7 protein-coding genes are annotated in these 12609 nt (G+C 74.7%); 2 read left to right on the top strand and 5 right to left on the bottom strand.

What is annotated here, in order from left to right:
- Positions 1-7: 7 nt before the first annotated feature.
- On the top strand, positions 8-2557 hold the full coding sequence (locus tag NFS20_RS12745; protein ID WP_285821133.1) for a DUF6493 family protein: 2550 nt from the start codon (positions 8-10) through the stop codon (positions 2555-2557).
- Here the strand turns inward: NFS20_RS12745 and NFS20_RS12740 are convergent.
- Positions 2535-4724 (bottom strand): NHL domain-containing thioredoxin family protein, encoded by a 2190-nt coding sequence (locus NFS20_RS12740; protein ID WP_251152155.1) that lies wholly within the window; start codon positions 4722-4724, stop codon positions 2535-2537. The two genes, NFS20_RS12745 and NFS20_RS12740, sit on opposite strands and share 23 nt — an antisense overlap.
- A 78-nt stretch (positions 4725-4802) precedes the next feature.
- On the opposite strand from NFS20_RS12740, the gene NFS20_RS12735 reads away from it, so the two are divergent.
- Complete coding sequence (locus NFS20_RS12735; RefSeq protein ID WP_251152154.1) at positions 4803-6029, top strand: alpha/beta hydrolase family protein; 1227 nt, start codon at positions 4803-4805, stop codon at positions 6027-6029.
- A gap of 20 nt (positions 6030-6049) precedes the next feature.
- On the opposite strand, the gene NFS20_RS12730 is transcribed toward NFS20_RS12735, so the two are convergent.
- The 4 genes from NFS20_RS12730 to NFS20_RS12715 form a co-directional block, all read right to left on the bottom strand.
- The gene (locus NFS20_RS12730) at positions 6050-6316 is read right to left on the bottom strand and encodes a hypothetical protein (RefSeq protein WP_251152153.1); all 267 of its coding nucleotides are present in this window, start codon (positions 6314-6316) and stop codon (positions 6050-6052) included.
- A gap of 78 nt (positions 6317-6394) precedes the next feature.
- Complete coding sequence (locus tag NFS20_RS12725; protein ID WP_251152152.1) at positions 6395-7453, bottom strand: chymotrypsin family serine protease; 1059 nt, start codon at positions 7451-7453, stop codon at positions 6395-6397.
- Positions 7454-7530: 77 nt separating this feature from the next.
- Positions 7531-9660 (bottom strand): YhgE/Pip family protein, encoded by a 2130-nt coding sequence (locus NFS20_RS12720; RefSeq protein ID WP_251152151.1) that lies wholly within the window; start codon positions 9658-9660, stop codon positions 7531-7533.
- The gene (locus tag NFS20_RS12715) at positions 9657-12569 is read right to left on the bottom strand and encodes an MMPL family transporter (RefSeq protein ID WP_251152150.1); all 2913 of its coding nucleotides are present in this window, start codon (positions 12567-12569) and stop codon (positions 9657-9659) included. Before NFS20_RS12715 ends, NFS20_RS12720 begins: the two co-directional genes overlap by 4 nt.
- Positions 12570-12609: the final 40 nt, after the last annotated feature.

Below are 12609 nucleotides of genomic sequence, written 5' to 3'. Positions count from 1 at the left end.
GTTCGGCATGCTCCAGGAGCGGGGCGATGCCGCGCGTGCCGCGGACCCGGGCGTGCGTGACTGGGAGCGTCACCTGATCACCTGGCGTGCTGTCTGCTCGGCGCTCGAGGCCCTCGCCGACGGTGAGCGCCCGCTCCGTTCCTCCGACACCCCGCCGCGGTGGCTACCGGACACCGTGAGAAGGGAGGTGGAGAACATGTCGGAGACCCTTCTCTTCCGTCCGGAGTTCGTCACGATCCGGACGTTGGAGCGTCTCGGGGCGGTCGCTCTCGACCCGGACCGGGACTACGTGCTCGCGTTCGTCAGCGGGCTGTGCACCCGCCGGAGCGACGACGCGACCTCGGCGTACGTGATCCGTGAGGACCCCGAGCTCGTGGACCGCTGCTTCTGGCCGATGTTCTCGACCGAGGGCGGCGGGGAGGTGAGCCTGACGAACGCCGACAGGTACGGCAGGTACGGCGGAGGGTCGTGGACCCAGACGGTGGTCGAGCTCGCTGCGGACGGCACCGTGGACCGCGACCGAGCGCTCGACGCCTGTCTCGGTGCGCTCGTGAGCGACCTGGGGGCCTATCAGGCGGGATGGTTCGCGCGGACCTTCACAGCGCTGGACCCGACTCCGGCCGAGCTCGCGCGCAGGCAGCCCGCGTTCCTCGCCGTCGTGCGGTCGAGCGTCCCCGCCTCGGTGACCTTCGCCGTCGACCGTCTCTGCACGGTCGAGAAGTCCGGTCTCCTCGACGACGCGACCGTCGGACCTGGCCTGGGCGTCGTGTTCGCGACGGCCGGGAAGGGCACCGCCCTGAAGGCGGTGCGCCTGCTCGACGTCGTCGCCAGGCGCCTCCCCGCGGACCCGACCGTGCTGGAGAGCGCCGTACGCGCTCTCGACCACCCGCACGTCGACGTGCAGTCCCGTGCCCTCGACGTCCTGGAACGAGCCGGCGCTCTCCACCGTGCCGTCGACACGCCGGTCCATCCGACGCTCTCCGCCCGGGTCGCACGACCTGCTGCCGACTCCACGGAGACACCCGCACAAGCCGATTCGACGAAATGGTCACCACCCGCGCTGCGGCTACCCCCGCCGGTGTCCGCCGGCGAGGCCCTGGAACGCACGGCGGCCCTCCTCGAGGATGCTTCCGACCCGCTCGAGGTGGAGCAGGTGCTGGCAGCACTCGCGGTCCTGCCCGACCCTTTCGCGCTCGCACCGCTCGCCCGTCGCGCACGTACCGTCGCCCAGCGGGAACGCGACGGCATGGAGTGGGGATCCCCGGTCTCTGCAGCGATCGCCGACATGGTTCTCGACGCGTGCGGCACCCCGGTACCACCGGGCCCGCACGCCTCACCGAGGCCCGCCGAGACCGGCTTCCTGCGCGAGCGCCTCGCCGAGGTGGGGGCAGGGCTGTCCGGTGCTGCACCTCGTACGCCGCTCCTCGCCACGCCGACGAACGGCCCGTGGATCGACCCCGAGGCGTTCGTCCGGCGTCTGCTCGACCTGCTCGGCACGCCTGGCACGCCTGGCACGCCGAGGACGAACGACCTCGCCGCCGCGCTGCTGCGGCTTCATCCCGACGGACGACCGGCCGCGCTCAGCGCCTGGCGCACGGCGGGGGTGCCTCTGGACCCCACCCTGTCCCGGGTGGTCGTGCACGCTCTGGGAGGGCCCGCTGCGTCCGCCGACATCGTGCGCCACGACGTCGACCGCGGCACGGCCGCGTGGTGGGTGGCGGCGTCGCGCACGCGCGACCCGCTCTGCGCGGACCCGGCGCTGGTGGACGCGGGTCTCGGGACCACTGGGCGTGGACTGCCGATCGCGGCGAACGTCAGGCCCCGCGTGGAGCTGTCGTACGGCCGACACGTCTGGAGGTTCACCGTCGCCGTCGACCGTGTGTCACCGCACGCCACGACGTACCGCGAGCCCCCTGCCGTCACGAGCCGCACCGTCCGGCACTACGACGCCGAGCACCTCAACGACTGGCACGCCTGGACAGCCACGACGTTCCCGCACGACGCCGAGCACTTCCTGGTCGCCGGCGTCCGCTCCGTGCTCGACGCGTCCCTGACCTGGTCGACCCGCGAGCCGGACGTCCCCATCGTGCTCGACGCGCTGCTCACGCACCCCGGGCGCACGGGATCGCTCAGTGCGGCGACGATCGCGGCGGGGCTCGCGGCGAGCGAGCACTCCGACAGGGTGCGCGCTGCGGACGTGTTCGCGGCACTCGTCGTACCTGGGCGCGTCAGCGCGGCAGAGGTGGCAGACGCGATGGCCCTGCTCGCGCCGGCCGCGACGGTGTCGCGCTGGGGGCCTGCGCTCGGCGACGCGGCCGACGCGGCCCCGGGTGCTCGCGACGCGGTGGTGGACGTCCTGGTGCGTCTGCTCCCGCGAGTCGACCGCAGCACCCGCGGGCTGTCGTCGCTGCTCGACCGCCTCGAGGAGGAGTCCGCGCGGGGCGGCCACGGGGACGTCGAGGACCTCGACTTCCGGGAGTGGGCAGGGGGGTTCACCGGGGCGTCGCGCGCCGCCAAGACGGCGCGCCGCCTCGTCAGCCGCGCAGCGGGAGCGTGAGCTCCGGGACGGCTCCCGGCGTGCCGTCCCCGGCGACGACGCGCACCGGGACGCCCCAGTCCTGCTGCGCGAGGTGGCACGCAGGGAAGACGTCCGGGTCCGGCCGGCCGTCGGGTCCGAGCGGCACGACGTCGCACGACGCAGCCCGAGCCGTCACGTGCAGCACCCCCTCGGTCACGGCGGGGTCGATCGCCAGGTCGCGGCCGAGCTCCGTGCCCGTGCCCGCGCCGGCGAGCAGCAGCTCCGGCGGCGTCGCGCTCACGCGGAGCTCGGTCGACGGCCCGAACCGGTCGTCGAGCTTCTGACCGGGCGCGGGCACGAACGGCACGTCGAGCCGCAGCGCCCCGGCCGCGATCTCGGTGACGGGTCGCTGCGTGCGGTGCGCGCCGCCGTCGAGCACCTCTCCCGCGAGGTCGGCGGGCAGCGCGACGCGCGTGATCCGGTGCGCCGTCGACTCGACGACGAGCAGGTGGACCTGCGCCGGCCCGTCGGCATCCTCGACCACCTGCACGACGACGTCGCTCGGCTCGGCGAGCCCGGTCGCCAGCGTCGTGACCTCGCCCGCGAGCCGCGTCCCGGCGGCGTCGTCCCCGACGTCGGCGCCCGACGCCGCGCCGTCGAGCACGACGCGACGGATCGCGCCGTCGTACGTGTCGGCGACGACGACGCTCCCGTCGGGCAGCACCGCGACCCCCAGCGGGTGCTGGAACAGCGCCTGGTCGGTCGGCCCGTCCCGGTGCCCGAAGTCGAACAGCCCCTGCCCGACGGCCGTCCGCACCGACACTCCGTCCGGCACGACCGCGACGCCGCCACGTAGCCCGTCGACACGGCGCAGCGCCGACGTCTCCGCGTCCGCGACCCAGACGGCCCCGTCGGCAGCCACGGCCAACCCGGACGGCTGCGCGAACCACGCATCCTCGCCGCGCCCGTCCTCGAGCCCTTCGTTCATCGTCCCGGCGAGCAGCCCGATCTTCCACCCCCCGTCGAACGCCCACAGGGTGTGGTTCCCGGCCATCGCGACGACGAAACCGCCCAGCTCGCCGGACCACGCCACGTCCCACGGCGACGACAGCTTCACTTCGAGCGGCTCGTACGTGGCACGGGGATCGAAGGGACCGAGGCGACGCTCGGAGGACAGGGCGGGGACGGTGGTGGTGGCGGGTCGTGGCGGGTCTGGCGGGAGGTCGCGAGGAACGAGCGACCGGATGGTAGACCCGCCACCACCACCGTCCCCGGCCGCCCCGACCACAGCACCCGACGCGATGCCCGACGAGAAGACGACGTTCTCGACCCCACCGACCATGAACTGCTCGCCCGTCCCGGCGACGGTCGTCACGACGCCGTCCGACAACCGCACGCCCCGCAACGCATGGTTCACCGTGTCGGTGACGAGCACGTCGTACCCGAGCGACGCCCGCAGACCGTCCGGCACGAGGCACAGGCCGTTCGGCTCGCTGAACCGCGCGACGTCGGGCGTGCCGTCGACGAGCCCGCGCTCGCCGGTGCCGATGCGGCGGACGAGCGTCTCGGTGTCAGGCGCGAGCTCGGCGAGCGAGTGGTGACCGGCGTCCGCGACGAGCAGGTTGCCGCCCGGCAGCGTGATCGCCTTGGCGGGGAACCGCAGCGTGCCGGACGTCGGGGCCGGCGGTACGTAGGGGCCTGAGCCACGGTGCAGGGTGCCGCGGGCCTCGTGCTCCGCGACGAGCTCGTCGACGAGCACCGCGATCGCCGAGGCGTGGCCCTCCCCTGCCATCTGCGCGACGACGTACCCCTCGGGGTCGATGACGACGAGCGTCGGCCAGGCGCGCGCGGTGTACGCGGACCATGTCACGAGCTCGGGGTCGTCGAGCACGGGGTGGTGCACCTCGTACCGCTCGACGGCAGCAGCCAGGGCGTCGGGGTCGGCCTCGTGCTCGAACTTCGGCGAGTGCACGCCGATGATCACGAGCTCGTCGCGGTGCGCCTCCTCGAGCTCGCGCAGCTCGTCGAGGACGTGGAGACAGTTGACGCAGCAGAAGGTCCAGAAGTCGAGGATCACGACCTTGCCGCGCAGGTCGGCGAGGGCCACGTCCTTGCCGCCGGTGTTGAGCCAGCCGCGACCGCGCAGCTCGGAGGCCCGGACACGGGGCAGACGGGTGGTGGTCGACCGGGGAGCGCGAGATGTCACGCCTCATTGTCCCCGCTGGTCGGATCTCCCGGGGAGGAGCACCCTGGGAGACGTCCGACCCGTCGGCGAGGGGGCATCATGTCCGGTCACGACCCGTTCACGGCCGGGTTCTCCGGCAGCCACGACCTCGACTACGAGATCCGCACGGTCCTGGGCCATGCGTTCTCCGGTGCGTCCGACGTCGGAGAGGTGCTCGCCGCCGTCGGGGGCGTCAAGGAGAAGGACCACGACGCGTGGTTTGCCGCGTGGTCCGACCTGGGGGACCGCACCGCGGGCCAGGTCGACGACGCGGCACGGGCCGGCCACCGCACGAGCGCCGCCGCGGCGTCGCTGCGCGCGGCCACGTACTACGCCGTCGCCGTGAACGCGGTGGCGGCGCTGGAGTCCGACGACGCGCTGCTCCCGACGTTCCGCAAGCACCGCGCGCAGTGGGATCGGTGGGTCGACACGTCCGGCCTCGACGTCGAGCGCGTCGCGATCCCCTACGAGGGCAGGACCCTGCCGGGCTACCTGTTCCGCGCGGCAGCGGGGTCCGGGACCGACGGCCCGAGGCCGGTGGTCGTCGCCGTCAACGGCTCGGACGGTTCGCTGCCGTCGCTGTGGAGCGCGTGCGTGCACGGCGCGCTGGCCCGCGGCTACCACGCGCTGGTGTTCGACGGCCCCGGGCAGCAGTCGATGCTGTTCGAGCACGGCGTCCCGTTCCGCCCCGACTTCGAGGCCGTCCTCACGCCGGTGGTCGACGCGCTCGCCGGTCGTCCCGACGTCGACCCGGAGCGGATCGCCGTGTACGGCATCAGCCAGGCGGGCTACTGGGTGGCGCGCGCCCTCGCGTTCGAGCACCGGCCCGCGGCGGCGGTCCTCGACCCGGGCGTCGTCGACGTCGCCGCCTCGTGGGAGACGCAGGTGCCCAAGAGCCTGCTCAAGCTCCTCGACAAGGGCGACGACCACGCGTTCGACCGCGACATGGAGCTCGGGATGCGGCTGTCCAGGGCGACGGCCCGCACGTGGCGGTTCCGTGCCCGCCCGTACGGCGTCGAGGGCTACGCCGCGACGATGCGCGAGGTGCGCAGGTACGACGCCCGGGACGTCGCCGCACGCATCACCACGCCGCTCCTCCTCACCGACCCGGAGGACGAGCAGTTCTGGCCGGGCCAGTCCCAGGAGCTCGCGCGGCTCTCCCCGGACGTCTCGACGGTCGTGCGGTTCACGGCGGCCGAGGGCGCGAACTACCACTGCCAGCCGCTCGCGCGAGCCCTCACCGAGCAGCGCATGTTCGACTGGCTCGACGAGCGCCTCGGCGGCTGAGGCTCAGCCTCCCGGCACGCTCAGCCCGTCGGCGCGCTCGGCGTCACCGCGCCGACGACGCGGACCTCGACGTCCACGCCGTCCACGGACTGCGGGACGACGACGTCGCGCGACGTCACGTTGACCCGCAGGACCCAGTCGTCTCCGCCCTGCCGGACCGCGTCGGCATGCTGCCGTGCGGGTTGCGCGGCCGAGCGGGTCAGCCCGACGCCGGTCACGCCGTCCGTGCCCGCGATCTCGTCGCGCAGCATCGTCTTGGCGTCGCGTGCTCGTTCGAGGGTCGCCACGAGGCACCACCTCCTCGAACCATTGTGGACCCTGCGGGCCGCGAGGTCACGGGACGGAGGTCCTGACGGCCCCGGCCGTCACCCCAGCAGCGACACGCCCAGCCGCTCGAGCACCGTGTCGATCGCGTTGCAGTACGTGAGGCCGGTCCCGTTCGTCCCGCCCGTCTCCGACCCGGCGAAGAGCAGCCCGAGCGCCACACCGTCCTCGCGGTACACGAGCGACCCCGAGTCGCCGCCGCGCGAGAACGGGCCGCTGCCCGTGGACTCGACCTCGATCTGGTCGTCGAAGCGCAGCGCGCCGAGCTCGTCGCCGTAGCCGACGACGACGTCGTCGAGCTCGATCGCCGTGACGCGGCCGCTCGTGACGGACGTGGTGCGACCGATCTTGCCGACCGCCTCCCCGCCCTCGGCCCGCGCCGTCGTCGTGATGCGGCCGACGGGGTACTCGAGGTCCACCTCCGGCTCGTCGAGCAGCGCGATCGCCGCGTCGACGGTCTGCGTCTCGCCCGCCACGAGCGGCACGAGCCGAGCGAGCGTGCCCACCCGGTCGCGCGGCCCGCCGCCGTCGGCCGGGCCGGGCTGCACGACGACGTCCCCGACCTCCGCCGTCGTCGAGCCCGCCAGGACGTGCCAGTTCGAGAGCGCGTAGACGGCGTCCGCGGCAGCGCCCTCGACCGGCGTCGTCGACCGGACGAACGCGCCGAGCGTCCCGGCGGTGACGTCGACGTTCGCGATCGACACACCGGGACGAAGCGGCCGCGCACGACCGGTCTCGCCCGACGCCTGCGCCGTCACGACGGGCGGGCGCAGGCCCGGTGCCGAGGGGTCCGCCGCGTCCGGTGCCGCGAGCGGGCGGATCCGCCCGGTGCGGCGCACGTCGACCGTGTCCCCGGCCTCCGACGCGACCTTTCGCGCGATGCTGCGTGCCGCGGGCACGCCGAGCCGGTACCGGACCGCGATGGCGTACCCGCCGCCGTCGCGCGGGGCGAGCCCGAGCGCGAGCGTCGGGGCGCGCACGGCGTCCACCGCGCCGTCGGGCACCCCGCTCGCCTCGATGACCGCGCCGCTGCGCTCGGCGAGCTCGCGCGCGTAGTCCGCGAGCTGCGTCTTGATCTCTCGTGCCTTCTGCTGGTCCATGTCGCACCGTCCCTCTCGCCGCCTGCCCGAGAGAGTCTGGCGTCCGCCGCCCACACGGCGGCCGCGACGCGCCGGTGTCAGGCGCGCAGGAGCTGCTCCACGCGCACGGTCCGGCGCCGGGCGACGACGAGGGTCGTCACCGCGACCGACACGAGCGCCCAGATCACCAGCGACACCACGTCGCCCGCTCCTCCGGTGGCGCCGGGGTCGACGACCGCGGTGAGCGCGCCGAGCGCGGACCCGACGGGCAGCAGGTCGCGCAGACCGGTGAGCGCCGCGGGGACCGTCGCGACGATCCCCGTCGCGACGAGGAGGACGGCGACGAGCAGGCTCAGCGCGCGTCCCACGTTGCCGAGCAGCGCGGCGAGCGCCTGGTTGAGCGCGACGAAGACGACCGACGAGAGTGCGCCGAGGGCGAGCAGCCCGAGCCACCCGCCGAGGTTCGCGTCCTCGACGGCGGCCAGCACGCCGCCGACGACGAGACCCGTCGCGACACCGATCGCGGCAGGCAGGGCGAGGGCCCGGAGCGCGAGGCGACCGGCACCGCGCGTCGACCCGAGGAGCTGCGCCGGCACGGGCGGGAAGGCGACGAACACCGCGAGCGCCCCGAGCCACAGCGCGAGCACCGCGAACAGCGGCCCGGTCGAGCCGGTGCCGAGGCCGTCCGTCCCGGGCGCCTCGACCGGGTTCGCCACGACCGACGCCAGGTGCGTGGCCTCGTCGTCGGTGTACGAGGGCACCTGGCCGACCGCCTCCCCCAGACCGTCCGCGAGGTCGGACGAGCCGTCGGCGAGCTGCCCGACGCCGCCGGCCAGGTCGGTCGCGCCCGTCGCCAGCCCCTCGGTCCCGGTGGCGAGCTGGTCCGCCCCCGTCGAGAGCTCGCCTACGCCCGCCGCGAGCCCGGACGCGCCCGCGTCGAGCTGGTCGAGCCCGGCGGCGAGGTCGTCCGCGCCGGTCGCGAGACCGGACGCCCCGGTCGCCGCCTGGGCCGCGCCGTCGGAGAGCTGCTGCGAGGCCCCGACGAGCTGCTGGACGCCCGCCGCGAGACCGTACAGGCCCGTGGACGACGCCGGGTCGCCCGCGAGCGCGGCGTTCCCGTCGGCGACCTGCTGCGCCGCGCCGGCGAGCTGCTGGAGCTGGGCGATCTGGGCGTCGAGCCGCTGGCACACGTCCGACGTCGGGTCGTCGGCGCAGCCGGCGGCGCGCTTCGCGGCGTCGAGGCCCACGACGTTCTCCTGCACGAGCCGCCCGACGCCGTCCGACACCTGCTGCGCACCGTCGGCGAGCTCCGTGGCCTGCGCGGGCAGGGGCGCGACCCCCGCCCCGAGGTCGGCGACGCCCGAGGAGAGCTGCGCGGCTCCGCCGGCGACGCCCTGGACCCCGCTGGACAGAGCGCCGGCACCTTCGGCGAGCGCCGCCGCGCCGTCGGCGCTCTGCGACGTCCCGGCCGCGAGCTCGTCCGCCCCCGCGGCGAGCTCGCCCACCCCCGAGGCCAGCTCGACCGCGCCCGTCGCGACCTGGCCGGCGCCGTCGGCGAGCTGCGCAGCGCCGTCGTTCGCGTCGGACGCGCCGTCCGCGAGCTGCGTCGCGCCGTCGGCGGCCTCGCCGAGCTGCTCGTTCAGGGTCGTGAAGCCGACCAGCACGCCGTCGACGTAGTTCTCCGTGAGGGTCTGCCCGAGGACCGTCGACGCCGTGGTCGTGACGATGCGCGCGAGCGCCTCGTCCACGACACGTCCGCCGGGCGCGGTCTCGACCGAGAGCGTGGCCTGCGTCGCGGCCGACGGGTCGTCCCCGCTGAACGACGTGGCCGCAGCCGAGAAGTTCTCCGGGATGGTCACGACCGCGGCGTACGTACCGTCGGCGAGGCCCGCCGACGCGTCCGCAGAGTCGGTGACGACCCAGTCGTAGTTGGTCGTGCCGGCCGCCGGCTGGACCGCGACCGGTCCCGTGTCGGTCGACGCGGCCCCGCCGCTCACGAGACCCGCGGTGAGCTGGCGCCCGAGGGGCACGGTCTGCCCGTGGATCTCGACGGGCTCGTCGTGGTTGACGATCGCCGCCTGCACGGTGTCGAGCCGCTCCTGCGGGTCCCACAGGGCCCACAGGAGCAGACCGAGCACGACGAGCGGCAGCGCGACGGCGGCGGCGACGGTCCAGGCCCGGCGACCGCGGACGGCGCGCGGGCCGGGGCCCGGGACGGCTGCGCTCATGCGCGCACCTCCTCGAGATCGGTCGTCGGCTGCTCCGCCGTGGCGGGCTCGGGAGGTTGCAGGTCGAGCACCTGCGATCCGGGAGGGGCCAGGTCGGACGGGAAGGCCCCGACCGACCCGAGGACGACCGCCGTCCCGGCGTCGGTCCCCCGGCCGACGGCCACCGCGAGCTCGGCGCGCTCGTCCGGCGCGGAGACCGCGTCGGTCCCGAGCACCACGACGACGCGCGGGTGCTCCGCCAGCACGGCCCCGACGGCGGCGGCCGGGTGCGTGCGGTGCGCCGCCGGGGCCGGGGCGTCGCCGGGCAGCGCAGCGGCGTCCGCGGCGAGGTCGACGACGGCGACCCGACGCCGCACGCTCGACGCGCGCTCGGGCAGCACGAGGCCCGTGACCTTGAGCGCCCCGGCCGACGGCTTGAGGCGCCCGGCGAGCGCGAGCGCCACCCCGGTCACCGCGGCGGCCGACGCGCCGTGCACGACGAGCGTGCCGCCGTCGGGCACGCGGACCGTGACGGGCGCGGCGAGCGGGCCCCGCGGACCCGCGACCTCCAGGCCGTGCGCGACGACGGGGTCCGTCGCGCCGGGCTCCGGCCAGTCGCGCAGCTCGAGCTCGCGTGCGAGCCCTTCGCCCTCGACGTCGAACGACGGCAGGACACGGTCGAGCCGGCGCGGCATCCACCACGCGCGGTCGCCGAGCAGGGCGAGCACCGCGGGGACGAGGGTCATGCGCACGAGGAACGCGTCGACGAGCACGCCGACCGCGAGCCCGAGCGCGATCGGCTTGAGGCTCATGTCGCCCTCGGGCACGAACGCGATGAAGACCGCGAACATGATGATCGCCGCCGCGGTGACGACCTTCGCGGATGCCTGGAACCCCGTCGAGATCGACCGTCGCGCGTCGCCGGAGCGGACGTAGTCCTCCCGGATGCGCGAGACGAGGAACACCTCGTAGTCCATGGCGAGGCCGAACAGGACGCCCATGAGGACGATCGGCATGAAGCTGATCACCGGGCCCAGGCGCGTGACGTTGAGCGCGTCCGCCATGACGCCCTGCTCGAACACGAGCGTCACCACGCCGAACGCCGCGCCGACGGAGAAGAGGTAGCCCACCGTCGCCTTGATCGGGACCGCGATCGAGCGGAACACCATCGTCAGCAGCACGAGCGACAGCCCGACCACGACGAGCGCGAACGGCAGGAGCGCCGCCCCGAGCTTGTCCGACACGTCGATCCCGACGGCCGTGAACCCCGTGACCGACAGGTCGACGCCGTACTCGTCGAGGAAGTGGTCGTGCTGCGAGCGGATCTGCGTGACGAGGTCCTTCGTCTCCTCGGAGTCGGGAGCGCCCGTCGGGATCACCTGGACGATGCCCGTGTCCGCGCTGGGGTTCGGCGTCGCGAGCGGCACGTCGGCGACGCCGGGCAGGTCGCCGATCTCGTCGGCCAGGTCGTCCATCAGGCCGACCGGGTCCGTCGACGTGACGATCGTGCCGGTCACGATGAGCGGCCCGTTGAAGCCCGGCCCGAAGTGCTCCGAGACGAGGTCGTACGTGACGCGCGCCTGGTTGTCCTCGGGCAGGGTCCCCGCGTCGGGCAGCGCGAGCCGCAGGTCCTTCGCGGGGAGCGTCAGCAGCACGAGGCCCGCCAGCACGATGAGGATCGTCAGCAGCGGCACCCGCGTCACGGTCCGCACCCAGCCCGCGAAGAACCGGTTGTGGTGCTGGACGCCGGTCGACGCGGTCGACGTCGTGGGCGCGCTCGCGTCCGGGGCGGGCGCACCGTCGACCCTCGCGTCGTCGGCGTCCGACGCGGACGCGTCCTGCCTCACCGACCGGGCCCGGGGCGCCCTTCCCGCCCGACGGCGTCCGCGGCGACGCGCTCGGGGAGCCTTCGGCCGGAGCCGTTCGCCGGCGAAGCCGAGCATCGCGGGCAGGAGCGTGACCGAGACGAGGACGGCGAGACCGACGCCGACGGCAGCGGCGACACCCATGACGGTGAGGAACGGGATGCCGGCGACCCCGAGGCCGACGAGCGCGATCATCACCGTGAGGCCGGCGAAGATGACGGCGGAGCCGCCCGTCGCGACGGACCGCGCGGCCGCCTCGTCGACCGGGAGGCCGGTGGCCAGCTCGTCGCGGTGGCGCGAGACGATGAACAGCGCGTAGTCGATGCCGACGGCGAGCCCGAGCATCACGGCCAGCATCGGGGTGGTCGAGTTGATCTGGGCGACCGCGGTCGCGGCGAACAGCAGGCCCATGGTGACGCCGACTCCCATCGCGGCGTTGAGCAGCGGCAGGCCGGCGGCGACGAACGAGCCGAACGTGATGACGAGCACCACGAGCGCGACGAGCAGGCCGAGCGCCTCGGTCACCGTGAGCGTGGGGAACTCGGTGCTGAAGAGCTGACCGCCGAGCGACGCCTGCGCGCCGTCGGGAAGAGCGGCCTCGAGGTCGTCGACCGCGCTGCCGAGCGCGTCCTTCGTCGCGTCGGCGACCTCGCTCTCGCCCTGGTCGAGCTGGACCGTCAGGAGCGCCGCGGTCCCGTCGTCGCTGACGGACGCGGGCACGGTGTCGTCGTAGGGCGACGTGACCCCGGCGACGTGGTCGACGTCGCCGAGCGCGTCGACGGCGTCCTCGACGGGTCCTTGCACGGCGTCGTCCTCGATGGTCGAGCCGTCGGGCGCGACCACGATCACCTGTGCGCTCGCCCCGCTGACCTGGGGAAACGTCGCGGCGAGCCGGTCGAGCGCCGCCTGCGACTCGGTGCCGGGGATGGTGACGGCGTCGTCGAGGCCCTGCTGGACGAGGCCGGCGAACCCGCCGACGACCACGAGGATCCCGATCCATGCCAGCAGCACGAGACGGCGGGCGTGGACGGCCCAGCGGCCGAGGGAGTAGAGCGCTGAGGACACCGCGGCCTCCGGACCGTGTCGACGGGAGAGCTCTGACGAT

This window comes from Cellulosimicrobium sp. Marseille-Q4280 (genome assembly GCF_943181405.1).
Taxonomy (GTDB): Bacteria; Actinomycetota; Actinomycetes; order Actinomycetales; family Cellulomonadaceae; genus Cellulosimicrobium.
This window is presented reverse-complemented; position numbering and strand designations above follow the sequence as displayed.